The sequence below is a fragment of the Nocardioides sp. CCNWLW239 genome (assembly GCF_037137035.1).
GTDB lineage: Bacteria > Actinomycetota > Actinomycetes > Propionibacteriales > Nocardioidaceae > Nocardioides.
Map to the genome: position 1 here is coordinate 94,730 of NZ_JBBBNW010000008.1, position 24,297 is coordinate 119,026.

The window sequence follows — 24,297 nt, forward strand, 5'->3', positions numbered from 1 at the left end:
GCGGAGGTCGGCTTTGAGTCCGTCGCCGGCGTCGCCGAGGGGTGCGGCTTTCCAGGTCTTGACCTGGCCGAACGTGACCGCCATCAGTTGCCGCCCAGGACGCCGCCGGCGGCGGCTCCGGCGGCGGCGTCCGCGGCTTCTACCTCGTTGAGCGCCTTCTGCATCCCCGTCGCAAGGTTCTGCGAGCTGTCGGCGGCGGCCCTGGTCTCATTGGTCCACAGGGTGCCCAGCTCGGACATGTAGCCGACCGACTCCGCCCCGGGGACCGCGGCCCCGGCCTTGCTCAGGTGACCGGCCGAGTCGGACTTGCGGATGTTGCTCTCGGCCTCTGTGGCGACCGTGATGGATGCCTTCATGTCCTTGGGGACGACATGGATTTCGCTCATGGTCTGATTGGTCCTCCTGGGCCCGAACGGGAGACGGCTAGCCGGACCTTAACGGAAACTCGGGTCCAGCGTCTTCGTAAAAAGAGCACCGCCGTCGACGTCACGCAGCGTGACGGTGAGCTGCCGCGTACCTCCGTCGATCTCGACCTCGCCGAAGAACTGGAAGCCGTCGGCGGGCGACGCGTTGGCGGCCGGGGGAGCGGCCACGAACTCGGCGGCCGCACCGAAGGTGGCGTCCAGCTTGTTGGGTCCGAAGGCGCCGGCGTTGAGCGGGCCGGAGACGAACTCCCAGAACGGGTCGAAGTCCTGGTAGGACGCCCGGTCCGGGGAGTAGGAGTGGGCGGCCGTGTAGTGGACGTCGGCGGTGAGCCAGACGTGGTTGCGGATGCCGAGGCGCTTGAGGCCGGTGAGCACCTTCGCGATGTCGAGCTCGCGGCCCAGCGGGGCGCCGCCGTCACCCTGGGCGATGCCCTCCTGCAGAGGACCGTCGGGGACGACCAGGCCGATCGGCAGGTCGGCGGCGATGACCTTCCAGGTGGCACGGGAGGCGGCCAGCTCGCGCAGCAGCCATCGGGTCTGGCGCTCGCCGAGCACTCCGCCGTCGGCGGTCGTCTCCGCGTCGGTCGTGTTGGCGTCCTTGTGGGTGCGCATGTCGAGGACGAAGAGGTCCATCAGCGGGCCGTAGGAGAGCTTGCGGTAGATCCGGCCGTCCGGGTCGGGGGAGGCGGAGCCGACCGGGATGTACTCGTGGAAGGCCTGCTTCGCCCGAGCGGCCAGCACGTCCACGCGCCGCTCGGTGTAGCGGCCGTCGTCGGGGAGGATCTCGCCCGGGTACCAGTTGTTGGTGACCTCGTGGTCGTCCCACTGCGCCACGATCGGCGTCTGGGCGAGGAAGGCGCGCCAGTTGTCGGCGAGCAGGTTGTAGGCGTACTGCCCGCGGAACTCGGCCAGCGTCTCGGCGACCTTGTGCTTCTCCTCGGTGACGATGTTGTTCCAGACCCGCCCGTCGGGGAGGGTCACGGTCGAGGTGAGAGGGCCGTCGGCGTAGACGTTGTCACCGGAGCTCAGGAAGAAGTCGGCCTCGCGTGCCGCCATCGCCGGCGCGATCCGGAAGCCGCCGAAGTCGGGGTTGGCGCCCCAGCCCTGGCCGGCGATGTCGCCGGACCACAGGAAGCGGATGTCCTGGCGCCTGCTCGGTGCGGTACGCAGCCGGCCCAGCTCCCAGGCGCTGCCGCGCCGCGGGTCGTCGGGGTCGACGGCACGGATCCGGTAGAAGTAGTCGCGCCCGCCCTCGAGTCCGTGGACGCGCAGCTCGCCGGTGAAGTCCGTCTTCGCGGTGACCACCGGTCCGTTGACGGGGCGCGCACGGCGGAACGACTCGTCGGTGGAGATCTCGGCGACCAGGCGCGAGGTCTTGTCGGCACGGCTCCACAGCACCCCGCCCCGGGCGCCGACGTCACCCGACTGGACGCCGTGGGTGAGCGTCGGTCGGTCGCCGCGGACGAAGGCGGGAGCAGAGGCGGGGACGGTGCGAGCGGCGTGAGCGGCTGCTGCGGTCGCGGGGAGGACGATTCCGGCACCGGCGGCGGCACCGAGGCCGAGGACGGAGCGGCGGTTGAGTGGGGTCATGAGCCAAACCTGCCGATGCCCGCGGAACTACCGGTGAGTTCCGCGGGTCGTGTCGGTGAACACGTACGCGGAAGGTGCTGTTCGCGGGTGAAAGAAATGTTTCTTTCACCGAGATGTCGAGATCCTCGGGCGGGATCCGAGAGAGGGGTGAAGGCCGGAGACGCCGGCCGCACACGGAGGAGCGACACCATGAACGACGAGTACGCCATGCCCGCAGCACCCGCCCCGAGCCCGGGCGTCCGCGCCCTGGACCGGCTGATCGGCACCTGGAAGGTGACCGGTGGAGCGGAGGGTGAGGTGACCTACCGCTGGATGGAAGGTGGCTACTTCCTGCTCCAGGACGTCCGCCTGGAGCAGTTCGGCCAGGTCACGACCGGGATCGAGGTGATCGGCAACCTGCGCCCCTTCGGCGAGGAGGCGAGCGCCGACGTGCACTCGCGCTACTACGACAACACCGGCGCCACCCTCGATTACGTCTACGAGCTCGACGGCGACACCCTCACCATCTGGGGCGGTGAGAAGGGCTCGCCGGTGAAGTTCGTCGGCACCTTCGACGAGGCCGGCGACGTCATGACCGGCGAGTGGGACTACGCCGGTCAGGGCGGCTACGAATCGACGATGACCCGAGTCTGAGCCGCGCGTCGCAGCAGATAGTCACGCTCGGCCTCGTTCGCGGTCAGCTCCGCAGCCGCCCGGAACTGGGCGGCTGCGGAGGGGTCGCGGCGCTGGTCCAGCAGGTGCGCCCGCACCGCCAGCACACGTTGCGCCGTCAGCGGGTCCTCGGCAAGGCCGTGCTCGGCGTCGAGCTCGTCCAGGAGACGAAGACCGACCACCGGCCCGAACGCGTGCGCCGCCGCGACGACCCGGCCCAGCCGGACCGGAGCAGTGGGCAGCGTACGTTCGAGCAGCAGGTAGAGACCGAGGATCTCGCGCCAGTCGGTGGCCGCCGCCGACTCCGCCTGAGCGTGGACGGCGGCGATCGCCGCCTGGAGCCGGAACGGGCCCGGGTCGCTGGTGTCCCACACCGCGTCCAGCACCGCCAGGCCTTCCTCGACCAACGTTCGGTCCCATCGGCGGCGGTCCTGCTCCGCCAACGGCACCAGGCCGAGGTCGGCGGTGGTGCGCGCCGGCCGACGCGCCTCGGTGAGCAGCATCAGCGCGAGCAGACCGCCGACCTCGCGCTCGCCGGGAGCCGCCTGCGCGAGCATCCGGGTCAGCCGGATGGACTCGTGTGCCAGGTCGACCCGGCCAAGCTCGGCTCCGGCGGTGGCGGTGTAGCCCTCGTTGAAGATCAGGTAGAGCACGTCCAGGACGGCTCCGACCCGCTCCGACAGGTCGGATCCCGCGGGCGGAGTGAACCGTGCGCCGGCCTTGCGCAGCGTCTGCTTCGCCCGGCTGATCCGGGTGCCCATGGTGGTCTCCGAGACGCCGTACGCATGGGCGATCTCGGCCGTCGTCAGCCCGCCCACGGCGCGGAGAGTCAGCGCCACCTGCCCGGTCCGCGACAGCGCCGGATGGCAGCACAGCAGCACCACGGTCAGACTGTCGTCGGTCGCCACCGCCGGTCCGGCCGGAACGGTCACCTCGGCGATCCCGACCTGGAGCTCGCGCCGGTGGGCAGCCTGCTCGGAACGCAGCAGGTCCACCATCCGCCGGTAGCCGATCCGGGTCAGCCAGGAGCGTGGGTTCTCCGGGACACCGTCGCGCGCCCACTGGATGCTGGCATCCAGCAACGCCTCCTGCACCGCGTCCTCGGCGGCCTCGAAGCGTCCGAAGCGGCGGACCAAGGCACCGAGGACGTACGGCGCCTCCGTGCGGAGGAGATCCTCGAGAACCGCTGGCCCGGTCATGCCGAGAGAGCCTAGTTCCGGCGCTAGATTCGCGACATGAAATACCTGTTGCTGGGATACACGCCCGCCGATGCGTGGGACGCCTCGGACACGGCTTCCGAGGAAGCGCTCGCCGCCTTCGCGGAGTACCAGAAGTTCGAGGAGGAGCTGGTCGCCAACGGCGAGCTCGTCAGCACCGAGGGGCTCGGGCACCCGGCGGTCTCGGTCACCGTACGGCCGGGCGCGGGTGGACCGGTCGCGACCGACGGTCCGTTCGCCGAGCTGAAGGAGGTGCTGGCCAGCTTCGCGGTCATCGACGTGGCCAGCCAGGAGCGCGCCATCGACATCGTGTCGCGGATCGTCGCGGTCCTCGGTGAGCCGATCGAGATCCGGCCGGTGATGGGAGACGACTTCACGCAGAGCTGATCAACCGGGGTGATCCGCTTGGGATGCGGGTGGCAGTATCTGCGGTGATGTGGGCCCGAAAGAACGCGTACGCGGCCGCGCTGCTGCTCCTGGCGGCGCCGGCCCTGTTCGGCTGCGCCGCCGAGCCGGCGGCCGAGGCGGAGTCCGCCTCACCGTCGATGCCTGGGAGCGCAGCGCCCGAACCGACGGCACCCGCGCCGTCGGCCAGCCCGCCGCCCCGCGCGCCGGAATCGCTCGAGATCCCGTCGGTCCCACCAGCCGAGGACCGCGGGATCGTCGAGGGCGGTGACCTGAGCTGGCCGCAGTGTCCCCAGGGGATGGGCATCAAGGAGCGCCGTACGCTCGGGCTGCCGATGCCGCTCGACTCGGCGGAGTACGTCGTCATCGGGCTCACCAACGGCCCCGCGTTCACCCCCAACCCGTGCCTGGCCTCGCAGGTCGAGTGGGCGAAGCAGAACAAGCGGATGACCTCGGCGTACGCGGTCGTCTCCTACCCCGAGGCGGCCACGCTCCGCGAGCGCGGCGAGGAGGGCCCCGGCGACCCGGAGACGAAGATCGGCCGGCTGACCAACGTCGGCTACCAGCAGGCGCGGTGGAACCTCGAGCAGATGGAGCGCGCCGGCCTGGAGTCACCGTCGGTCTGGCTCGACGTCGAGCCGGTCGCTGTCTGGGAGTGGTCCGACGACATCGCGGCCAACCAGGCGGTGGTCAAGGGTGCCGTGGCCGGCTATCAGGAAGCCGGGAAACGGGTCGGGGTCTACTCGATCGAAGGCCTGTGGACGCCGATCGTCGGCGACCTGCAGCTCCAGCTGCCGGAGTGGCGTCCGGCGGGCGAGACCTCGCGGGCCGCGGCGCTCGAGCGGTGCAGCGGTGAGTGGATGTTCCAAGGGGGTGCCGCGGTCATGGTGCAGTGGCTGGAGGACAGCCGCGACCGCAACGTGACCTGCCCCGGCGAGTCGGTGCAGCTGCCGCTTTGGTTCCATCAGTACTGAGCGTGGGAGGATGCCCCCATCATGAGTGCTGCCCCGAAGCCCGGTTCGACGGATCCGGCGATCATCCGCAACTTCTGCATCATCGCCCACATCGACCACGGCAAGTCGACCTTGGCCGACCGGATGCTGCAGCTGACAGGCGTGGTCGACGAACGGGCCGCGCGGGCGCAGTATCTCGACCGCATGGACATCGAGCGCGAGCGCGGGATCACGATCAAGTCCCAGGCCGTGCGGATGCCGTGGACGGTCACCGAGGGCCAGGAGAACGCGGTCGAGGGCGAGACGTACGTCCTCAACATGATCGACACCCCCGGTCACGTCGACTTCACCTACGAGGTCTCCCGGTCGCTGCAGGCGTGCGAGGCGGCGATCCTGCTCGTCGACGCCGCCCAGGGCATCGAGGCGCAGACGCTCGCGAACCTCTATCTCGCGATGGGTGCCGACCTGCACATCATCCCGGTGCTCAACAAGATCGACCTGCCGTCGGCCAACCCGGAGAAGTACGCTCTGGAGCTGGCCAACCTCGTCGGCTGCGAGCCCGAGGACGTCCTCCAGGTCTCGGCCAAGACCGGGCTCGGCGTCGAGGGGCTGCTCAACGAGATCGTGGCCCAGACCCCGGCTCCTGTCGGTGACCCCGACGCTCCGGCGCGGGCGCTGATCTTCGACTCGGTCTACGACACCTACCGCGGCGTGGTGACCTACGTCCGGGTCTTCGACGGCAAGCTGACCCACCGCGACAAGATCAAGATGATGTCGACCGGCGCGGTCCACGAGATGCTCGAGCTCGGCGTGATCAGCCCCGAGCCGGTCAAGGCCGACCACATCGGCGTCGGCGAGACCGGCTACCTGATCACCGGCGTGAAGGACGTCCGCCAGTCGCGCGTGGGTGACACCGTCACCGGCAACAACCGCCCGGCCACGGAGATGCTCGGCGGCTACTCCCACCCCAACCCGATGGTCTTCGCGGGGCTCTATCCGATCGACGGCGACCAGTACCCGGTCCTGCGTGAGGCGCTCGACAAGCTGCAGCTCAACGACGCGGCGCTGACGTACGAGCCGGAGACCTCGGGCGCGCTCGGCTTCGGTTTCCGCGTCGGCTTCCTCGGTCTGCTCCACATGGAGATCACCCGCGACCGGCTCGAGCGGGAGTTCAACCTCGACCTCATCTCCACCGCGCCCAACGTGGTCTACGACGTGATCATGGAGGACGGCTCCGAGCACATCGTCACCAACCCGTCGGAGTTCCCCGAGGGCAAGATCCGCGAGGTGCGTGAGCCGGTCGTCAACGCCACGATCCTCTCGCCGGCCGACTACATCGGCACGATCATGGAGCTGTGCCAGAAGAAGCGCGGCACCCTCGGCGGCATGGACTACCTCTCCGAGGACCGCGTCGAGATGCGCTACGTCCTCCCGATGGGCGAGATCGCCTTCGACTTCTTCGACCAGCTCAAGTCCTCGACCAAGGGCTACGCCTCCCTGAACTACGAGTTCAGCGGCGACCAGGCCGCCGACCTGGTCAAGGTCGACATCCTGCTCCAGGGCGAGCCCGTCGACGCGTTCTCCGCGATCATCCACCGCGACGCCGCCTACGGCTACGGCGTGATGATGGCCGGCAAGCTCAAGGACCTCATCCCGCGCCAGCAGTTCGAGGTGCCGATCCAGGCCGCGATCGGCGCCCGGGTCATCGCCCGCGAGACCATCCGAGCGATCCGCAAGGACGTCCTCGCCAAGTGCTACGGCGGTGACATCTCGCGTAAGCGCAAGCTGCTCGAGAAGCAGAAGGAGGGCAAGAAGCGGATGAAGATGGTCGGCCGCGTCGAGGTTCCCCAGGAAGCCTTCGTCGCCGCGCTCTCCACCACCCAGCCCTCCACCGACAAGGCCGCCGGCAAGAAGTGACGTACGAGGTCCTGCCCGTCCGCGACGACCAGTGGTCGATCGTCGCGTGGTTGTGGCAGGACTTCCGCCACGACCTCGGCTCGGTCGTCAACGGGTTCCCGCTGCCCGACGGGCGCTACCGGCACGAGTGGCTCGACGAATACCCGGCCGCGGACCGCTGCGGTTATCTGGCCTGGGCGCCCCACCCGACCACGGGTGACCCCGCTCCCGTCGGATTCGCGCTCGTTCGTGGGCTCGGTCTGGAGGAGCGGGTCATGCAGGCGTTCTTCGTCGTCCCTGCCGCGCGGCGGGGCGGTCTCGGGCGCGCCTTCGCGCTCGATGTCGTCGGGCGGCATCCTGGACCGTGGGCCATTCCCTTCCAGCACGACAACCTCGCTGCTGTCGCGTTCTGGCGGCGCGTTGCTGACGAGGCGTGGGGGTCACGGTGGGACGAGACCTTGGTTCCGGTTGCAGATCGGGCGGATGTGCCGCCGGATCATTGGATCCGGAGCGTCTCCTCGGACGAGCTTCGCTGAAGTTCGCTGAAAGGACTGTGCGCAAGAACGGTCGGGTCGACCGGGGCCGACCGATGGTTGAGTGGCATCCATGCGTACAGAACAGGTTCGGTTCCCGAAGGAGTACGGCACCCCGAGCGAGCTGCTGGCGTGGGAGGACGTACGTCGGCAGCTGGTCGAGGCGAAGCAGTTCTGGTTCGCGTTCGAGAGGCCGGGGCGGAGCCCGCACGTGACGCCGCTGGACGGGATCTGGTTCGAGGACAAGCTGGTCTACGGCGGCAGCCCCGAGACCCTGCACCGGCGGCTCGCGGCCGCGCATCCGAAGGTGACCGTGAACCTTCCCGACCCGTGGAAGCTCATGGTCATGGAGGGCGAGGTGCGGGAGACGAGCTTCGCGCCGGAGACCGCCGAGAAGATCGCGGGGCTGCTGAACGCGAAGTATCCCGAGTACGGCGAGAACGTCTTCGAGCCGAAGCACTACACCGCGGGTGCCCCGGTCGTGCACCCGCGCCGGATCAGGGCGTGGACGTCGTTTCCCCAGGACGCCACGGCGTTCGTCTTCGACTGATGTCGGAGTTGACCGCGCTAGTCTCGCAGGGATGCACTTCACCGACTACGACACCCGCGTGGCGGCGTACGCCGTCATCGTCGACGACGCGGGACGGATCCTGCTGAGCTGGTTCAACGGCAACCACCGCAACGACCCGGGGTGGACGCTCCCGGGCGGAGGTGTCGACTACGGCGAGCAGATGCCCGACGCGGTCGTGCGCGAGGTGAAGGAGGAGACCGGTTACGACGTCGTGGTCGGGTCTCCGCTCACGACCGACGTGCACGTCGTGCCGTTCGATCCGGGACGCCGGCCCTACCAGTCGACTCGGGTGATCTTCGCGGCGACCGTCACCGGCGGCGAGCTGGGCACGCTGGAGGTGAACGGGACGACCGACTTCGCCGCGTGGATCGGGCTGGATGACCCTGCGATCGAGGCAGAGTCGACCAGCCCCATCGTCCGGATGGGGATCGAGGCGCTGAAGGTCGCTCAGTCGACCCAGTAGTTGTCGTGGAGCTTGTAGAACTCGGCCATGTCGTCCGGACCGAGCTCGGTGCCCTCGGCGAGCTCGCGCAGGCCTTCGAAGTAGCCCTCTCGTGGCGCACCCGGGGTGAAGTGGAGCAGCATCGAGGCGGGCTCGTCGGTGGTGTTGCGGAACCCGTGCAGGCCGCCGACGGGCACGTGCACGAAGTCGCCGGCGCCGGCCGGGATCCACTCCTCGCCGTTGTAGATCCGCACGGTGCCGGTGAGCACGTAGAACGACTCGGCCACAGCACGGTGGAAGTGCGGCCCCGGACCGGTCTCGCCAGGGCCGAAGTGCCAGCGGTAGAGCCCGTAGTCACCGGCCGTCGTCGCTCCGGTCGCGAGATAGTCGACCTTCACCCCGTTGGGATAGGTGAGGTCGGGCGCGGTGGTGTCGGGACGGTAGAACGCCGAGACCTCACCGGCCTCGCCGTCGTAGCGCTCGGGCGGGTAGGGAACGCCCTTGGTCCCCATCGACTCTGGAAGTGACATGAGTCGAAATCTGCCCGATCCGCCCCGGGTTGGGAAGCGGATTTAAGGTTGCCGCCGTGACCCTCGTCCCGGACTCCTTCCTGGCTCTCGCGGCCAACGGGCCGTCGTGGGCGGCCTGGCTCGACGACCTCCCGAGCCTGCTGCGCGACCTGGTCGAGGAGTGGTCGCTGACCGTCGACGGCCGCTCCACCCACGGTAGGTGCGCCGTCGTGGTCCCGGTGCGCACCGCCGACGGCGAAGCCGCCGTGCTGAAGGTCGGCTGGCCGCACTGGGAGGCCGAGCACGAGGCGCTGGCGCTGCAGGTGTGGGGCGGTCGGGGTGCCGTACGTCTGCTGCGGGCCGACCCGAAGCGCTTCGCGCTGCTGCTCGAACGGCTGCACCCCGAGGATCTCTCGGAGATGTGGGACGTGCAGGCGTGCGAGATCGTCGGCGGGTTCTACCGTCGCCTGCATGTTCCGGCTCCGCCGCAGCTGCGTACGTTGTCACAGCAGGCCGCGCGCTGGGCGAGCGAGCTGGGGGAGAAGGAGCGTCGGCTTCCGGTGCCGCCGCGGATGGTCGATCAGGCACGGGCGATCGCGCGCGACTTCGCTGCGGACGAGGACACCGACGGGACGCTGATCCACGCCGACCTGCACTTCGCCAACGTCCTACGTGCCGATCGCGAGGAGTGGCTCGTGATCGACCCGAAGCCCCTCTCTGGCGACCCGCACTACGAGCTCGCGCCGATGCTGTGGAACCGCTTCGACGAGTACGCCGGCCGGATCCGCGACGGGGTGCGGGACCGGTTCTTCGCCCTCGTCGACGCCGCCGAGCTCGACGAGGACCGGGCCCGGGCGTGGGCGATCCTGCGGCTGCTGGTCAACGTCAAGGACGAGGTCGAGGACGACCAGGCGACCGACAAGGCTGGACCCGACAAGGAGTGGATCACCGCGATGATCTCGGTCGCGAAGGCGGTCCAGGACTGAGCGCCGTCAGTCGACCGGCCACTTCTTGTCCGGGACCGGCATCTCGCCGCCGATCCGCGTCCCGTCTGCGTCGTAGACGGCGAAACCGGCGGACTCCAGCTCGTTCGGCACCCCTTCCGCGCTGAGCCAGGCGACCGCGATGCCGCCGTTGATGACGCCGTCGACGTAGCCGTCACCGATCGTGAACTTCACCGACGCCGCCTCGGCGGGGACCGGCAGCATGAAGGTGACCGAGCTCTCGGTCCACGAGCGGCTGAAGGCCTCCCACGGACCCATGCGGGGGAAGGGCCTGATCCGGTCTGCCCCGCCGGCGACGTCCTCGGCCCGCGGACGGCTGGCGTCGGTCGTAGAGGCCGCGCACTCCATCAGATAGTCGTCGGTGTGGAACATCGCCCGCAGATAGCTCTCGTGCCGCGGACCGACGTCGGTGCGCCGCTCCGCGAAGATCGGGTAGAGGGTGGTGCGGTCCAGGGCGCCCGGCATCGACGGGTCCGCCTGCTCCTTCGTGTCCTTGGCGTCCTGGTCGGCCATCGGCAGGCAGGCGCGCTGGATCGTCGCGAGCTCGGTGTCGGACACGTTCGTGGGCTCGCCGCTCCAGGTCAGCACCGGCCGCTTGCCCTCCTCGGCGGGAGCGAGCTCGGTCGCCAGCGGGCCGCGCCCGACGATGGTGGTGACCACCAGGCCGGCCACGAGTGCGCAGGCGGTCGTGGCGGCGATCAGCAGCGACGTACGCCTCCGGCGGAGCCGGTCACCGCGCACCCGGATCTCGGTGAGCGGCCGGTCGAGGGTGAGGTCGCCGCTGGTGCGCAGGGCGTCTTCGAGGTCGGTGCTCATGAGAGGGTCCCTTCGGTGGCGAGATCGGCTCGCAGCGTGGCGAGCGCATGGTGCAGGTGGGCCGAGACGGTGCCTTGCGAGATCTCGAGGACGGCCGACGTGGTCGCCGTGTCGAGATCGAGGATGTAGCGCAGCGCCACCACCTCGCGCTGTCGCTTGGGCAGGCGGCTGACGGCGGCGATGAGGTCGCGGCGCCCGTCGAGGTCGAGATGCTCACTGTGCGCGTTCTCGTGCGAGCCGTCCTCGGACGGACCCACCTCGCCACGGCGCTTGCGCCACCAGGAGATGTCGGCGTTGACCGCGGTGCGCACGACCCAGGCGGCGGGCGACCGGGTGGTGCGGACCGTACGCCACCTCGCCCAGGCGCGGGCGAACGCCTCGGCCACGGCGTCCTCGGCGCGCCCCGGGGCGACGCCGCTGGCGACGGTCGCCCGCAGGCACCGGTCCTTGTGGGACGCGTAGAACGCGCCGAACTCTTCGAAGCTCACAGTCTGTTGACGCATCGGCACCCGGATCCCTTGAGTCGGTCGCGAGAGATTCTCGCCGGAAACTGATTCAGGCACCGGGTTGACGAGAACCACCTCCGCCGATCGCTCCCAGCCCCTACGCTCGATCAGCCGGCGACGGCGCCGGCCGCGGGACGACGGAGGTCGTGATGAGACGTTTCCTGTTCGCAGTGGTGAGTGTCGTGGCGCTGTTCGGGGCGATGATGGCCCCCGCGTCACCCGGGGCGGCGGAGAGCGACCCGCCCGAGCAGTGGCGGAGCCTGTGGGTCGACGGTTTCAACCGGGGCATCTACACCCCGGCGCAGGTCGACGACTTGGTCCAGGTCGCCCAGGACATGCATGTCAACGCGCTGATCGTGCAGACCGCCCGGCGCTGGGACTGCTTCTGCAACGACGCGCTCTATCCGCGTACGGACGCGGCCATCGACCCCGCCCCCTACGACCCGCTCCAGGAGATCATCACCGAGGCGCACGCGGCCGGGATCGAGGTCCACGCCTGGGTCAACGTCAACACGATGTGGAACTCCGCGACGGCACCCCGCTCGCCCGAGCACGCGTTCAACCAGCACGGCCCCACGGCGACCGGTGATGAGCGATGGCTGAACAAGAAGTACGACGGCACCGAGCGTGTGGGCGCGAACTCCTACGCCGACCCGGGCCACCCCGGCGTGGTCGACTACATCGTCGCGGGCGTCCAGTCGATCGTGCAGAACTACGACGTCGACGGGATCAACCTCGACTACGTCCGCTACCCCGACGGCTCCTCCACGACCACCCACAGCGACTGGGGCTACAACGACGTCTCGGTCGCTCGCTTCCAGGCGGCCACAGGACGAACGGACGTCCCGGCTCCGGCCGATGCCCAGTGGAGCCAGTGGCGACGTGACCAGGTCACCGGCCTGGTCCGCAAGATCTACCTCGGGCTCTGGTCGGTGGACCCGGGCGTACGGCTCTCGATGGACGCGATCACCTACGGCAACGGACCGCAGGCGGTGGGCGGCTGGACCAAGACCCGCACGTACGCCGAGGTCCTCCAGGACTGGAAGGGCTGGTTGGCCGAGGGGATCATGGACACTGCCGTGACCATGAACTACAAGCGCGACTGGCAGCCGGCGCAGGCGATGATGTACGACGAGTGGTCGGAGTTCCTCGCCGACAACCAGGCCGGCCGGCAGGCGGTCAACGGGCCGGCGCTCTACCTGAACTCGGTGGCCGACTCGGTGGCGCAGGCGTGGCAGGCGGTCACGCCGAGTGCTGCGGGCAACCAGGGCGCCGGCTGGAGCGGGTACGCCTACGCCAACCCGACTCGCGAGGCCCTGGCCGACCCGTCGAAGCGGCCCGCCGAGCTGGCCGCGCTGACGGCCGCGCTCGCCGGGCCGGGTGGTCCGTTCGAGGCGCCCGCTTCGGTGCCGGACATGCCCTGGAAGTCGGCTCCCGCCGACGGGCACGTGGCCGGCGTGGCCAGGCTCGCCGACGGCACGGTGCTCGACCAGACCGCCGTGACGCTGCGACCGCTCGGCCACGCGGGGCCGTCCCTGTCCGCGGCGGCCGACGGCTCGGGCTGGTTCGGCTTCGTGCACGTGCCGCCCGGGCTCTATCAGGTCCGCGTCGACGTGCCGCAGGGTGCCGACCAGCGTCCTGTCGATGTCGTACGTGTCGAGGCGGGAGAGATCGCGGAGGCCTCGTTCTCCTGAGCCGGACGCCTCGGCCGTGTCTCGCCCGGATAACCGTTCGACGGGCTCCGGGCCGGGCGGCGACACTAGGCGCATGCCAGTCGTGCGAAGCGTCAACGTCGGTCGGTCCCAGCCTGCTGAGTGGGCGGAGGTGGGTGCTACCTCGATGGAGAAGCTGCCGGTCGCGGAGCCGGTGACGGTCGGTGCCGAGGGGATCGTGACCGACTCCCAGACCGACCGTCGCCACCACGGCGGCCGGGAGCAGGCGGTCTACGTCTTCGCCCGCGAGGACCTGGACCTGTGGGGCTCGCGGTTGGGCGTGACGCTGCGCGACGGCCAGTTCGCGGAGAACCTCACCACCGAGGGGATCGACGTCAACGCGGCTCTGGTGGGGGAGCAGTGGCGGATCGGGACGGTGCTGCTGGAGGTCTGCAGCGTGCGTACGCCCTGCAACGACTTCAAGAACTGGATGGGCGTCTCCGGCTACGACAACGCCCGGTGGGTCAAGAGATTCACTGCCGAGGGGCGCCCTGGTCCCTACCTGCGCGTCCTCGAGGAGGGGCAGATCCAGGCCGGCGACGAGATCGTCGTCGTCCACCGTCCCGACCACGACATCACCGTCTCGACCCTCTTCAAAGCCCTCACCACCGACCGCAGCCTGCTCCCGAGCCTCCTCGGGATCGAGCGGCTCGGGGACAAGCCGCGGGCAGTGGCGGAGAAGTACGCGGCTACCCACTGACTCTCCAATAATTGTTTGACGGTTGTGCTCCGGACTCCCAGACTCACTCCCAAACAACTCTTGGGAGGTTTGGTGGACGAGGAGATCTCGCGACTGCGGGCGGCCGGGCACCCGCTGCGGCTTCGGATGCTGTCGCTGCTGACGGGTGCGGAGCTGTCGGCGGCGGAGGTGGCGCGCGAGCTCGACCTGACGCACGCCAACGCCTCCTACCATCTCCGGTTGCTCGAGAGCGCTGGGCTGCTCGAGGTTGCGGGGGAGGAGCGGATCCGCGGCGGGATCGCGAAGCGATATCAGTACGCGTGGCGCAGCGGCGCCGACCAGGGACCGCCGTCACCGGAGGACGACGAGGTCCACACCCGCGCGATCGCCGAGGAGCTCGTACGTCGCCGTCGCCTGCGCGCCGACGGCCCGGCCATCATCTCCGACGCGGAGATGTGGGTCGATCCCGATGTCTGGCAGCGGGTCCACGACCTCATCGAGCAGGCCAGCGGCCTGCTTCACGAGAACGCTCGTCCGCCGCGTACGGAAGGCACGATCCACGTGAACCTGACCGCTTCCGCGTTCGTGATGGGTGACGCCCGGTGAGCGTCAAGGAGAGCCTCTTCGTCCTCAAGGACCGTGATTTCGGCTGGTTCTTCGCCTCACGGTTCGTCAACCTCGCCGGCTCGTCGATGTCGCACGTGGCGCTCGCCTTCGCGGTGCTGGAGGTAACCCACTCGGCCTCGGCGCTGGGCTATGTGGTCGCCGCCCATACCGTCCCGATGGTCGTGTTCCTGCTGGTCGGAGGGGTGATCGCCGACCGGTTCCCGCGACGGCTGGTGCTGCAGCTGAGCAACCTCGCCTCGGCGGCGTCGCAGGCGGCAGCGGCGGCGCTGATCATCACCGGACAGGCCGAGATCTGGCAGCTCGTCGTCCTGCAGGCGATCAACGGCACCACGATGGCGATGGCCTTCCCGGCGATGCAGGGGATGGTGCCGCAGCTGGTCGCGAAGAAGGACCTGCAGCCGGCCAACCTGCTGCTCTCGATGTCGCGTGGCACCCTGACGATCCTGGGTCCCTCGGTCGCCGCCGGCCTCGTGGTCGGCGTCGGAGCGGGCTGGGCACTGGCCGTCGACGCGCTGACCTGGCTGCTCGCCGCGATCTTCCTGCTCCCGGTGCGGATCCCACCGCGTCCGACGGACGCAGAGAAGACCTCGGCTCTCGAGGACCTGCGCGCCGGGTGGACCTACGTCCGTGGCACGACGTGGCTGTGGGTCGTGGTGGTCGCCTTCATGGTGCTCAACGCGATGCAGTCCGGAGGGCTCAACGTGCTCGGCCCGGCGTACGCGAAGTCCTCCTCGCTCGGCGTCGAGGGCTGGGGTCTGGCCAACTCGGCGCTCGCTGCCGGGATGCTCGTGATGACGTTCGTGCTGATGCGAGCCACGATCCGGCGCCCGCTACGGGCGGGGATGTTCGGGATCATGGCGTTCTCGCTGCCCTTCTTCACGCTCGCGCTGTGGCCCGAGACCGTGCCGTTCGTCATCGCGATGGCCGTCGCCGGAGCGGGGGTCGAGATCTTCAGCCTGGGCTGGCAGCTCGCGATGCAGGAGAACGTCCCCGAGGAGATGCTCTCGCGCGCCTACTCCTACGACGCGCTCGGCTCCTTCGTCGCGATGCCGGTCGGGCAGCTGCTCTACGGACCGCTGGCGGGCTGGTTCGGGGCGCAGCCGGTCTTCCTGGCCAGCGGGATCCTCTATGTGTCGGTCTGCCTGGTCACGCTCGCGGTGCCCTCGGTGGTTAGGCTGCAACGCGTCGAGCAAACCGCCACCGAAGGAACGTCTGCATGAGTCTCAACACCGCCCTCGTCGACGAGCTCTTCCAGCAGCGCTTCGAGGAGAATCTGACCCCGGGGCTCGTCTACGGGGTCGTACGCGGCTCCGAGCTCCTCCACTCCGGCGCGTTCGGGGCGACGACCGAGGGTGGTCCGGCGCCGACCGCGGACAGCGTCTTCCGGATCGCGTCGATGTCGAAGTCGTTCACGGCGGCCGCGGTGCTGCTGCTGCGTGACCGTGGGCTGGTCGACCTCGACGAGGCGATCGCGCAGTACGTACCCGAGCTCGTCGACCAGGCTCCCTACTCCGCCGACTCGCCGGCGGTGACGCTGCGGCTGCTGCTCTCGATGTCGGCCGGGCTGCCGACCGACGACCCGTGGGGCGACCGGCAGGAGTCGCTGTCCTACGACGCATTCGGGACGTTCCTCGACGGAGGCTTCTCGACCGGGCGTGAGCCGGGCGTCGGGTTCGAATACTCCAACCTCGGCTATGCGCTGCTCGGCCGGGCGATCGAGAACGTCGTGGGCGGCTCGTCTCCCGAGGGCGCCAACCGCGATTTCGTCGAGCACGAGCTGCTCGCGCCGCTCGGGATGACCTCCTCGGCCTACTCCCCGTCTGCCGTGCCGAACCGGGTTCCGGGGCACGTGCCGCCGCTGCACCCGGCCTGGGCCGGCGACCGGCTCGAGGGCGCGACGACGTGGACCGCGGTGCCGCCGGTGGCGTCGGGGTCCTTCGCGGCGATGGGTGGTCTGCACTCCTCGGTCGCCGACCTGGCGCGCTGGGTCGGCGGGTTCCTGGACGCCTTCTCGTCGGGAGCCGACGGCCATCCGCTGTCGAAGGCGTCCCGGCTGGAGATGCAGCAGCTGCACCGGTTCGGTTCGGTGTCGGCCTCGCTGGATCTCGCGGGAGCCGAGGCGGGGGTCGGTGCGGTCGCCGCCGGCTACGGCTACGGCCTCATGATCGACCACGACAGCCGGCTCGGGCAGATCGTCCACCACTCCGGTGGCTACCCCGGCTACGGCTCGCGGATGGTCTGGCACCCGGCGACGAGGCTGGGTGTGATCACGCTGTCGAACAGCACGTACGCGGGTGCCGGCGTGACCGCCATGGCCGCGCTGCGCTCGCTGGTCTCCACGGAGCTCTCCGGAGAGGCGCCGCACCGGTTCTCGACGGTGGTCAAGGGCCTGCGGCCGCGGCTCGACTCGGCGCTCGAAGCCGCGGTCGAGCGGCTGCGTACCTTTGATCCTGCGGGCTCCGAGGTCTTCGCCTCGCCGGCTCTTTTCGCCGACAACGTGGAGCTGGACGCTCCCGACCCCGCGCGGCGCGTGCAGATCACCCAGGCGCGCGCGAAGGTCGGGCTGCCGCTCGGCGGCGCGCCCTACGGCTACTACTCCCGGGCGATGGGCGTCGCGCTGGCCGTGGTGCCGGCCGAGAAGGGCCGCTACGACATCGAGATCATGCTCTCGCCGGAGGCCGAGCCGCGCATCCAGACGCTGCGGGTGGTCGCCGTCCCCGACGCCCGCGAGAGCGTCATCGCCGCCGCCCGCGCCGCCCTCGAGGAGGACTGCCCGGTCATCGCCGCGATGCGCGCCTTCGGTGAGCCGGAGCTCATCACCACGCCGTTGTCGGGTGATGGCGCCTCGAAGGCCGACTTCCTCGTCGTGGCCGGTGCCACCTACTGGAAGGTCTCGGTGGCCAAGGCGGTGGAGGTCACCGCCCTCCCCACCTCCGACCACCCCCGTCTCGCCTACCTCGCCTCCGCGCTCCGCGGCTGAACCCCGCCGAGGCGTCACCCCCGCCGGCCGAGGCGTCAGTTCGGTCGGCCGAGATGGCATCTGGCTGCCCACTCGACCGACGCAGGTGACGTCTCGGCGACCCCACTCTTGCTCGGTTCGAACAAATGTTCGATACTCGTTGAGTGGGAGTGGTAGCGGGGATCGAACGACACCAGAAGCTGGCTCAGATCGAGCAGCTTCGGTCCAAGGTGCGACGGCTGGAGCAGAAGCCGGGCATGGGGGCGGAGCTGGCGACCCATGAGGCGCTGAGAGGCCTGGTGCAGCTGCGGGCAGGCGGGACGTACGCAGCCGACTCGCTGTCGCTGGCGATGCTGCTGCTGGCGGGACCGTCGAGCGTGGGGGAATGGACCGCAGTCGTCGGGGTGGAGGACTTCGGCGTCGAGGCGGCGGCCGAGGCCGGGGTCGACCTGGAGCGGACCATCCTGGTGCCGCGGCCCAAGGACTCCTGGCTGGAGGCGACCGCGGCGCTGATCGACGTGGTCACCCTGGTGCTGGTCCGGCCGACAGGCCGGGTGACGCCGAGCGTCGCCGAGAAGATCGGCGCCCGGCTGCGCACCCGCGGCGCCGCGCTGGTCGCGCTGGGGGAGTGGCCGAGAGCAGACGTACGCCTGCGGGCGACCGAGCCGCGCTGGGTCGGGCTGGGCAGCGGCGACGGCCATCTCCGGGCGAGGCGGATGGTGGTCGAGGCGGTGCGCGGGACGGCTCCGCCGCGGCGTACGGCGCTGTGGTTCCCGACCGAGGAAGGCGGCACGCAGCGAGTGCTGGAACCTGTTGCTGAGCTGCGGAAACAGGAGTCCGCATGAGCGCCCGGACGCTGATGGTCTGGTGCGCCGACTGGCCGGTCGCCGCGGCGCTGGGCGAGCAGGGGCTGCCGCGGCACCTGCCGGCAGCGGTCTTCGCGCAGAACCGGGTCCAGGCCTCCAACCAGGCCGCGCGGGAGTTCGGGATCAAGCGCGGGATGCGGCGCCGGGACGCGCAGGCGCGCTGCCCGGAGGTGCAGGTGCTCGCCGCCGACGACGCCCGCGACGCGCGCGTGTTCGAGGAGGTGCTGGTGCGCCTGGAGGAGCTGCGTCCCGGCGTCATGCCGCTGCGTCCCGGGCTGGTCGCGCTGCGCTCGCCGGCCCGCTTCTACGGCGGCGAGGCCGAGGCCGGTGCGGCGATCGCCGAGTGCGTGGTCGGGCTCGGGATCTGGGACGTACGGATCGGCATCGCCGATGAGCTCTTCACCGCCGAGCAGGCCGCGCGCAGCGCCGGGCTGCAGGAGACGTACGCGGTGCCGGAGGGCGGCTCCGCCGCGTTCCTGCGAGCCCTGCCGGTCCATGTCCTCGAGGACGCGAACACGGTCAGCCTGCTGCAGCGGCTCGGCCTGACCACGCTCGGCGGCCTCGCCGACCTGCCCGGCGCCGACGTCAAGGCGCGTTTCGGGGCGCAGGCCGCCTGGGTCCGCCGGGTCATCCACGGCGAAGGGGCGCGGCCGGTGAGCGGGCGTACGCCACCGCCCGAGCTCGCCACCGAGGCTGCCTTCGAGCCGCCGCTCGACTCCGCCGAGGCGGTCTGCTTCTCGGCCCGGCAGGCGGCGGAGACGTTCGTGAAGGGTCTGGCGACGCGGCAGGAGGTGTGCACGGAGGTGCGGATCGAGGTCGCGATGGAGACTGTGCCCGGCTCTTCCGTCGCGGACTCCTGCCGCACCTGGGCGCATCCGCGCTGGTTCTCCGCCGTCGACCTCATCGACCGGCTGCACTGGCAGCTGGCCGGGGTCGCGCGCGGGGGCGGGGGAGCGGTGACCGGAGTCCGGTTCGTCCCCGAGGTCGCGGTCTCCGAGGCGGTCCACGCCGACGGGCTCTGGGGTGGCACGAACGAGCGCGTCGACGGTGGCATCGCTCGGGTGCAGGGGCTGCTCGGCCACGAGGCCGTCGTCGCCCCGGTGCTCCAGGGCGGTCGGAGCCCGCGCGACCGGCAGGCGTACGTCCCCTGGGGCGACCGCCCCAGCACCCTCCGAGACCGTGCGCTGCCCTGGCCGGGAAGCATTCCGCCGCCGGCGCCTGCCCGGGTGCTGGCTGACCCGTGGCCGGCGGAGGTCTGCGACCAGGCCGGGCGTCCGGTCGTGGTGCTTCCGCGTGGCGGTGTCTCCGCCGATCCCGCCCGCTACCGGCCCTCGGCCGGCCAGCCCTGGCAGCGGGTCGCCTCCTGGGCCGGGCCGTGGCCGGTCACCGAGGCGTGGTGGGAGCCCGACGGCGGACGGCGGGTCGCCCGCTTCCAACTCGTCGGGGTCGACGGCCGCGCCTGGCTGGCCACCTTCGACACCGACCACTGGCTCACGGAGGCGTCCTATGACTGACCTGGTGTGTGGCGGTTCATCAAGGTATGCAGCTGAACCGTCACTTCCCGTGCGGAGCTCCACGAGGGAAGTGACGGTTCGCCTGCATACCTTGATGAACATCCGAGGTTCCTGATGGGCTGGAACAACCCCGAGATCCCCTGGAAGGAGCTGGAGCGACGGCTGTCCGGCCGCCCTCCGAAGGATCCCTACGGCGACGCGCCGATCTCGCGGCGCAAGAAGCGGCTGACCGAGGAGGAGGTGCGTGGGCCGGAGGGCCCGGTGGTGCCGTACGCCGAGCTCCACACCCACTCCGACTTCTCCTTCCTCGACGGCGCGAGCTCACCCTCGGCGCTGGTCGCCGAGGCGATCCGGCAGGGGCTGCACGGGATCGCGATCACCGACCACGACGGGTTCTACGGTGCGCCGGCGTTCGCCGAAGCGGCGCAGAAGCTCGGCCCGGTCCCGGTCGGCGAGAGCGACCGGTTGCGGACCATCTACGGCGCCGAGCTCTCCCTGGGCCTGACCAAGCCGCAGAACGGAGTCGCCGATCCGGAGGGCAGCCACCTGCTGGTGCTCGCCAGGAACGTGGCGGGCTACCGGCAGCTGGCCGGCGCGATCACCGAGGCCCAGCTGCGTGGCGACGAGAAGGGGCGCCCGGCCTACGACCTCGACGAGCTCGCCGACCGGGCGCGCGAGGGCAACTGGCTGATCCTGACCGGCTGCCGTAAGGGAGAGGTACGCCAGGCCCTCACCGGAACCGGGCCGATCGCCGCCGCCCGGGCGCTGGCCGAGCTCACCGACCGCTTCGGCCGCGACAACGTGGTCGTCGAGCTGACCGACCGCGGCCATCCCGCCGACTCCTACGACAACGACCTGCTCGCCGGCATCGCCCGCGAGACCGGGCTGCCCACGGTCGCCACCAACAACGTCCACTACGCCACGCCCGACCGGCACCGAGTGGCCGATGCGCTCGCGGCGGTCCGCGCTCGGCGCACCCTGAGCGACATCGCCGGCTGGCTCCCGGCCGCGCCTGCGGCGTACGTCAGGTCGGGGGCGGAGATGGAGCAGCTCTTCCGGCGCTACCCGGGCGCGGTGGCACGCAGCGTCGAGATCGCCGAGGAGTGCGCCTTCGATCTGCGCAAGGCCACCCCGAAGCTGCCCAAGCGCGGGATCCCCGAGGGTGAGACCGCCGCGAGCCGGCTGCGTTTCCTGACCGAGCGCGGTTTCGCGGAGCGTTACCAGGAGGCGTACGCGGACAACCCCAAGCACATCGCGAAGGCCCGTAAGCGCGTGGATGATGAGCTCGAGGTCATCGAGCGCAAGGACTTCCCGGGCTACTTCGTGATCGTGCACGACATCGTCGAGTTCGCGCGGAGCGAGGGGATCCTCTGCCAAGGACGAGGCTCGGCGGCGGCGTCCGCGGTCTGCTACGCGCTCGGGATCACCGCGATCGACCCGGTCTTCTACAACCTTCCCTTCGAACGGTTCATCTCCGAGCACCGCGAGGAGGAGCCCGACATCGACGTCGACTTCGACTCCGACAAGCGCGAGACGGTGATCCAGTGGGTCTACGACACCTACGGCCGGCGCAACGCCGCGCAGGTCGCCAACATCGTGGGCTACCGGCCGAAGATGGCGGTCAGGGATGCGGCCAAGGCGCTCGGTCACAGCCCCGGGCAGCAGGACGCCTGGTCCAAGCATGTCGGCTACTCCCGCGTCGAGGCCCCCGACGACATCGGCATCCCTGCTCCGGTCCTGGCGCTGGCGGAGGAGATCCACGGGACGCCGCGCCATCTCGGCATCCACTCCGGCGGCATGGTGCTCACCGAGGAGCCGATCGGAGAGGTGGTCCCGATCGAGCGGGCGCGGATGGAGAAGCGCACCGTCATCCAGTGGGACAAGGACGCCGCCGAATACATGGGTCTGGTGAAGTTCGACCTGCTCGGGCTCGGGATGCTGGCGGCGCTCGACCACATGATGAATCTGGCTCTCGAGCATCTGGGCGAGAGGTGGACCCTCGCGACCATCCCCAAGGAGGAGCCCGCGGTCTACGACATGCTCTGCCGGGCCGACTCGATCGGGGTGTTCCAGGTCGAGTCGCGTGCGCAGATCGGCACCCTGCCGCGGCTGCAGCCGCGCTGCTTCTACGACCTGGCCATCGAGATCGCGCTCATCCGGCCCGGGCCGGTGCAGGGTGGCGCGGTCCATCCCTACGTACGCCGGGCGACCGGGCGAGAGGAGGCCAGCTATGCCCACAAGCTGCTGATCCCGGTGCTGGAGCGCACCCTCGGGGTGCCGTTGTTCCAGGAGCAGCTCATGGAGATGGGCCGGGTGCTCGGTGACTTCTCGCACGACGACGCCGACCTGCTGCGCCGGGCGATGGGCTCCAAGCGTGGCGTCGAGCGCATCGACTCGCTCAAGGAGAAGCTCTATCGGGGCATGCGCGCCAAGGGTATGACCCCACAGACCGCCCAAGCGGTCTACACCCAGATCCTCTCCTTCGCGAACTTCGGCTTCGCCGAGTCCCACGCGCTCAGTTTCGCCAAGCTCGTCTACGCCTCCTCCTGGTTCAAGCTCCACTACCCGGCCGCGTTCCTGGCCGGCCTGCTCCGCGCCCAGCCGATGGGCTTCTACTCACCGCAGTCGCTGACCCAGGACGCTCGTCGCCACGGGGTGGAGGTACGCCGACCCGACCTTCTCCTTTCCAACGCGGTCGCTGATCTGGAGCCTCTCGATGGCGATACGTCACCGACGGGGAGGGAGGACTGTCGGCTGGACGGGGCAAAGACCGAGTGGGTGCCCGGCACCCCCGACCCCACCCCGGAGCACCGGCGCGACGGCAACTTCGCGGTGCGGCTGGGCCTGGATTCCGTACGCGGCATCGGCAAGGACGTCGCCGAGCGGATCGTCGCTGCCCGTGACGAGGCGCCGTTCCAGGACTCTCTCGACCTCTCCCGGCGGGCTGGTCTGGAGCGGGCCCAGCTCGAGGCGTTGGCCACCGCTGGATGTTTGCAGGTGTTCACATCGAGTCGTCGTCAGGCGCTGTGGCAGGCGGGCTGGACGGAGAACGAGGACCAGCTCGAAGGAGTGCGGTTCACGGGCGGGGCCCCCGAGCTCCCCGACCTGGACCCCGTCGAGGAGACCCTCGCCGACCTGTGGGCGACCGGCGTGACCCCCGGCAGCCACCCCTTCGCGCATCTGCGGCCGGGCCTGACCGCTGCCGGGCTTCCGAAGATCGGCGACCTGCCCACCGCGGAGCCCGGCCGGCGCATCACCGTCGCCGGCCTGGTCACCCATCGTCAGCGCCCCGGCACCGCTGGTGGCGTCACCTTCATCAACCTCGAGGACGAGACCGGGATGCTCAACGTCGTCTGCTCGGCCGGCCTGTGGAGGAAGCACCGCAAGATCGCCGTCTCCACCTCCGTCATGCTCATCCGCGGCATCCTCGAGCGCAGCGACGGCGTCACCAACCTCGTCGCCGACCGCCTCGCCCCGCTCGAGGAGATCCACCCCGAGGCAGCCAGGGCCATCCAGTCCCGCCACCGCTCCCGCGACTTCCGCTGACAGCCGAGGCGTCAGCTAGGTCGGCCGAGAGGTCAGCTACGTCGACCGAGTGCGCACACCGGTGACGCCTCGGCCGACGGGAGTGACGCCTAGGCAAACGCGGTGACGTTTCGGCCGACGGGAGTGACGTCTCGGCGTCAGAGGGGCGCGCGGAAGAGCTCGAAGGTCGTACGCCGCCGCACCTCGAACCCGAGCCCGAGGTAGACCGAGATGGCGCCGGTGTTGTCGGCCGAGGCGTGCATCAGCGCGCGGGCGCCGCGGGCGTGGATGTCGGCGGTGACCGCACGGACGAGGCGGCCGGCGAGGCCGCGGCCGCGGGCTTCGGGGGCGGTGCAGACGGCGCTGATCTCGATCCACCCGCTCGGCTGCAACCGCTGGCCGGCCATCGCGACGAGTCGGCCCTCGTGGCGCAGTCCCAGATACGTACCCATCGTGTGGGTCGACTTCTCGAACGGTCCCGGTTCGGTGCGAGCGACGAGGTCGAGCATCTCGGGTACGTCGGCGGCCCCGAGCACGACCGCCTCGGGGTCGGGCGTCGCGACGACCTGAGACGTCTCGACGAGCTGCACCCCTTCGCCACCTCCGTCGACCGACCACCCCTCGCCGCAGACGCCGGCTGCACCGGTGATCAGGGCGGTGCCGCCGGGGCCGACGGCCGCGGCCAGGTCGCGCCACGCCTGCGGCTCGTTCGGATCGGAGACCGCGGCGAACGGCGAGACGTCCGGGCGGTAGCGCCGGGCGAGCCCCGTGCCCTCGGCGAGCCACGCATGTGCCCCGGTCAGTGACGACCACACCGGGTTGTCGAGAACATCGTCGAGAAGAAGATCAGGCTGCGAGACGGACACGCCGGAATTTTCCCACCACCCCTCCCGTCAC

23 protein-coding genes are annotated in these 24,297 nt (G+C 70.4%); 16 read left to right on the forward strand and 7 right to left on the reverse strand.

Going from position 1 to position 24,297, the window contains the following annotated elements; all coding sequences use genetic code 11:
- Positions 1–83 precede the first annotated feature (83 nt).
- Together WBG06_RS23960 and WBG06_RS23965 are read right to left on the reverse strand one after the other, a co-directional pair.
- Entirely contained in the window at positions 84–386 is a 303-nt protein-coding gene (locus WBG06_RS23960; RefSeq protein ID WP_336739936.1) for a hypothetical protein, read from the reverse strand.
- A gap of 48 nt (positions 387–434) precedes the next feature.
- A complete protein-coding gene (locus WBG06_RS23965) occupies positions 435–2,015 on the reverse strand; it encodes an alkaline phosphatase D family protein (RefSeq protein ID WP_336739938.1) in 1,581 nt (526 codons plus the stop codon).
- Positions 2,016–2,204: 189 nt separating this feature from the next.
- Between WBG06_RS23965 and WBG06_RS23970 the strand changes: the two genes are divergently transcribed.
- Positions 2,205–2,648, forward strand: a complete 444-nt coding sequence (locus WBG06_RS23970; RefSeq protein ID WP_336739939.1) for a hypothetical protein — start codon at positions 2,205–2,207, stop codon at positions 2,646–2,648.
- Here the strand turns inward: WBG06_RS23970 and WBG06_RS23975 are convergent.
- The gene (locus WBG06_RS23975; protein ID WP_336739941.1) at positions 2,621–3,865 is read right to left on the reverse strand and encodes an RNA polymerase sigma factor; all 1,245 of its coding nucleotides are present in this window, start codon (positions 3,863–3,865) and stop codon (positions 2,621–2,623) included. The genes WBG06_RS23970 and WBG06_RS23975 overlap by 28 nt on opposite strands.
- Before the next feature lie 36 nt (positions 3,866–3,901).
- On the opposite strand from WBG06_RS23975, the gene WBG06_RS23980 reads away from it, so the two are divergent.
- From WBG06_RS23980 to WBG06_RS24005, 6 genes are all read left to right on the forward strand, one after another.
- Complete coding sequence (locus tag WBG06_RS23980; RefSeq protein WP_336739943.1) at positions 3,902–4,270, forward strand: YciI family protein; 369 nt, start codon at positions 3,902–3,904, stop codon at positions 4,268–4,270.
- A gap of 47 nt (positions 4,271–4,317) precedes the next feature.
- A complete protein-coding gene (locus tag WBG06_RS23985) occupies positions 4,318–5,262 on the forward strand; it encodes a hypothetical protein (protein ID WP_336739945.1) in 945 nt (314 codons plus the stop codon).
- A gap of 21 nt (positions 5,263–5,283) precedes the next feature.
- Positions 5,284–7,158 (forward strand): translation elongation factor 4, encoded by a 1,875-nt coding sequence (lepA, locus tag WBG06_RS23990; protein ID WP_336739946.1) that lies wholly within the window; start codon positions 5,284–5,286, stop codon positions 7,156–7,158.
- Positions 7,155–7,673, forward strand: a complete 519-nt coding sequence (locus WBG06_RS23995; protein ID WP_336739947.1) for a GNAT family N-acetyltransferase — start codon at positions 7,155–7,157, stop codon at positions 7,671–7,673. The genes lepA and WBG06_RS23995 overlap by 4 nt, the downstream gene beginning before the upstream one ends.
- Positions 7,674–7,743: 70 nt before the next feature.
- Entirely contained in the window at positions 7,744–8,220 is a 477-nt protein-coding gene (locus tag WBG06_RS24000; protein ID WP_336739949.1) for a pyridoxamine 5'-phosphate oxidase family protein, read from the forward strand.
- Positions 8,221–8,251: 31 nt separating this feature from the next.
- A complete protein-coding gene (locus WBG06_RS24005; protein WP_336739950.1) occupies positions 8,252–8,704 on the forward strand; it encodes an NUDIX hydrolase in 453 nt (150 codons plus the stop codon).
- On the opposite strand, the gene WBG06_RS24010 is transcribed toward WBG06_RS24005, so the two are convergent.
- A complete protein-coding gene (locus tag WBG06_RS24010) occupies positions 8,689–9,213 on the reverse strand; it encodes a cupin domain-containing protein (RefSeq protein WP_336739951.1) in 525 nt (174 codons plus the stop codon). The two genes, WBG06_RS24005 and WBG06_RS24010, sit on opposite strands and share 16 nt — an antisense overlap.
- 56 nt (positions 9,214–9,269) lie before the next feature.
- Between WBG06_RS24010 and WBG06_RS24015 the strand changes: the two genes are divergently transcribed.
- Complete coding sequence (locus WBG06_RS24015; RefSeq protein WP_336739952.1) at positions 9,270–10,178, forward strand: aminoglycoside phosphotransferase family protein; 909 nt, start codon at positions 9,270–9,272, stop codon at positions 10,176–10,178.
- A 6-nt stretch (positions 10,179–10,184) separates the two neighbouring features.
- Here the strand turns inward: WBG06_RS24015 and WBG06_RS24020 are convergent, their stop codons facing one another.
- Complete coding sequence (locus WBG06_RS24020; RefSeq protein WP_336739953.1) at positions 10,185–11,012, reverse strand: hypothetical protein; 828 nt, start codon at positions 11,010–11,012, stop codon at positions 10,185–10,187.
- On the reverse strand, positions 11,009–11,515 hold the full coding sequence (locus tag WBG06_RS24025) for a SigE family RNA polymerase sigma factor (protein WP_336739954.1): 507 nt from the start codon (positions 11,513–11,515) through the stop codon (positions 11,009–11,011). The genes WBG06_RS24020 and WBG06_RS24025 overlap by 4 nt, the downstream gene beginning before the upstream one ends.
- Before the next feature lie 152 nt (positions 11,516–11,667).
- Here WBG06_RS24025 and WBG06_RS24030 point away from each other — a divergent pair, with 152 nt between their 5' ends.
- The 8 genes from WBG06_RS24030 to WBG06_RS24065 all read left to right on the forward strand — a co-directional run bounded on the left by WBG06_RS24030 (position 11,668) and on the right by WBG06_RS24065 (position 23,421).
- Positions 11,668–13,212 (forward strand): family 10 glycosylhydrolase, encoded by a 1,545-nt coding sequence (locus tag WBG06_RS24030; RefSeq protein ID WP_336739956.1) that lies wholly within the window; start codon positions 11,668–11,670, stop codon positions 13,210–13,212.
- 73 nt (positions 13,213–13,285) lie between these two features.
- Positions 13,286–13,930, forward strand: a complete 645-nt coding sequence (locus WBG06_RS24035) for an MOSC domain-containing protein (protein ID WP_336739957.1) — start codon at positions 13,286–13,288, stop codon at positions 13,928–13,930.
- Positions 13,931–14,002: 72 nt separating this feature from the next.
- The gene (locus WBG06_RS24040; protein WP_336739959.1) at positions 14,003–14,515 is read left to right on the forward strand and encodes a winged helix-turn-helix domain-containing protein; all 513 of its coding nucleotides are present in this window, start codon (positions 14,003–14,005) and stop codon (positions 14,513–14,515) included.
- Positions 14,512–15,756 carry an MFS transporter gene (locus WBG06_RS24045; protein WP_336739961.1) on the forward strand — a complete coding sequence of 415 codons (1,245 nt, stop codon included), beginning with the start codon at positions 14,512–14,514 and terminating at the stop codon, positions 15,754–15,756. Before WBG06_RS24040 ends, WBG06_RS24045 begins: the two co-directional genes overlap by 4 nt.
- Positions 15,753–17,516: a serine hydrolase domain-containing protein gene (locus WBG06_RS24050; protein WP_336739962.1), complete on the forward strand. Its 1,764-nt coding sequence runs from the start codon at positions 15,753–15,755 to the stop codon at positions 17,514–17,516. Before WBG06_RS24045 ends, WBG06_RS24050 begins: the two co-directional genes overlap by 4 nt.
- Before the next feature lie 143 nt (positions 17,517–17,659).
- Positions 17,660–18,340 carry a hypothetical protein gene (locus WBG06_RS24055; protein ID WP_336739964.1) on the forward strand — a complete coding sequence of 227 codons (681 nt, stop codon included), beginning with the start codon at positions 17,660–17,662 and terminating at the stop codon, positions 18,338–18,340.
- Positions 18,337–19,875, forward strand: coding sequence for a DNA polymerase Y family protein (locus tag WBG06_RS24060; RefSeq protein WP_336739966.1), 1,539 nt, complete (start codon positions 18,337–18,339; stop codon positions 19,873–19,875). The genes WBG06_RS24055 and WBG06_RS24060 overlap by 4 nt, the downstream gene beginning before the upstream one ends.
- 114 nt (positions 19,876–19,989) lie before the next feature.
- Positions 19,990–23,421, forward strand: coding sequence for an error-prone DNA polymerase (locus tag WBG06_RS24065; RefSeq protein WP_336739968.1), 3,432 nt, complete (start codon positions 19,990–19,992; stop codon positions 23,419–23,421).
- 137 nt (positions 23,422–23,558) lie between these two features.
- Here WBG06_RS24065 and WBG06_RS24070 read toward each other — a convergent pair whose 3' ends face one another.
- Positions 23,559–24,266 carry a GNAT family N-acetyltransferase gene (locus WBG06_RS24070; RefSeq protein WP_336739970.1) on the reverse strand — a complete coding sequence of 236 codons (708 nt, stop codon included), beginning with the start codon at positions 24,264–24,266 and terminating at the stop codon, positions 23,559–23,561.
- Positions 24,267–24,297 lie beyond the last annotated feature (31 nt).

What these genes read in the sequence shown, in the direction of transcription:
- WBG06_RS23960 (WP_336739936.1), bottom strand. Translation starts at nt 386, where the DNA reads ATGAGCGAAATCCATGTCGTCCCCAAGGACATGAAGGCATCCATCACG.
- WBG06_RS23965 (WP_336739938.1), bottom strand. Translation starts at nt 2,015, where the DNA reads ATGACCCCACTCAACCGCCGCTCCGTCCTCGGCCTCGGTGCCGCCGCC.
- WBG06_RS23970 (WP_336739939.1), top strand. Translation starts at nt 2,205, where the DNA reads ATGAACGACGAGTACGCCATGCCCGCAGCACCCGCCCCGAGCCCGGGC.
- WBG06_RS23975 (WP_336739941.1), bottom strand. Translation starts at nt 3,865, where the DNA reads ATGACCGGGCCAGCGGTTCTCGAGGATCTCCTCCGCACGGAGGCGCCG.
- WBG06_RS23980 (WP_336739943.1), top strand. Translation starts at nt 3,902, where the DNA reads ATGAAATACCTGTTGCTGGGATACACGCCCGCCGATGCGTGGGACGCC.
- WBG06_RS23985 (WP_336739945.1), top strand. Translation starts at nt 4,318, where the DNA reads ATGTGGGCCCGAAAGAACGCGTACGCGGCCGCGCTGCTGCTCCTGGCG.
- lepA (WP_336739946.1), top strand. Translation starts at nt 5,284, where the DNA reads ATGAGTGCTGCCCCGAAGCCCGGTTCGACGGATCCGGCGATCATCCGC.
- WBG06_RS24000 (WP_336739949.1), top strand. Translation starts at nt 7,744, where the DNA reads ATGCGTACAGAACAGGTTCGGTTCCCGAAGGAGTACGGCACCCCGAGC.
- WBG06_RS24005 (WP_336739950.1), top strand. Translation starts at nt 8,252, where the DNA reads ATGCACTTCACCGACTACGACACCCGCGTGGCGGCGTACGCCGTCATC.
- WBG06_RS24010 (WP_336739951.1), bottom strand. Translation starts at nt 9,213, where the DNA reads ATGTCACTTCCAGAGTCGATGGGGACCAAGGGCGTTCCCTACCCGCCC.
- WBG06_RS24020 (WP_336739953.1), bottom strand. Translation starts at nt 11,012, where the DNA reads ATGAGCACCGACCTCGAAGACGCCCTGCGCACCAGCGGCGACCTCACC.
- WBG06_RS24025 (WP_336739954.1), bottom strand. Translation starts at nt 11,515, where the DNA reads ATGCGTCAACAGACTGTGAGCTTCGAAGAGTTCGGCGCGTTCTACGCG.
- WBG06_RS24030 (WP_336739956.1), top strand. Translation starts at nt 11,668, where the DNA reads ATGAGACGTTTCCTGTTCGCAGTGGTGAGTGTCGTGGCGCTGTTCGGG.
- WBG06_RS24035 (WP_336739957.1), top strand. Translation starts at nt 13,286, where the DNA reads ATGCCAGTCGTGCGAAGCGTCAACGTCGGTCGGTCCCAGCCTGCTGAG.
- WBG06_RS24050 (WP_336739962.1), top strand. Translation starts at nt 15,753, where the DNA reads ATGAGTCTCAACACCGCCCTCGTCGACGAGCTCTTCCAGCAGCGCTTC.
- WBG06_RS24060 (WP_336739966.1), top strand. Translation starts at nt 18,337, where the DNA reads ATGAGCGCCCGGACGCTGATGGTCTGGTGCGCCGACTGGCCGGTCGCC.
- WBG06_RS24065 (WP_336739968.1), top strand. Translation starts at nt 19,990, where the DNA reads ATGGGCTGGAACAACCCCGAGATCCCCTGGAAGGAGCTGGAGCGACGG.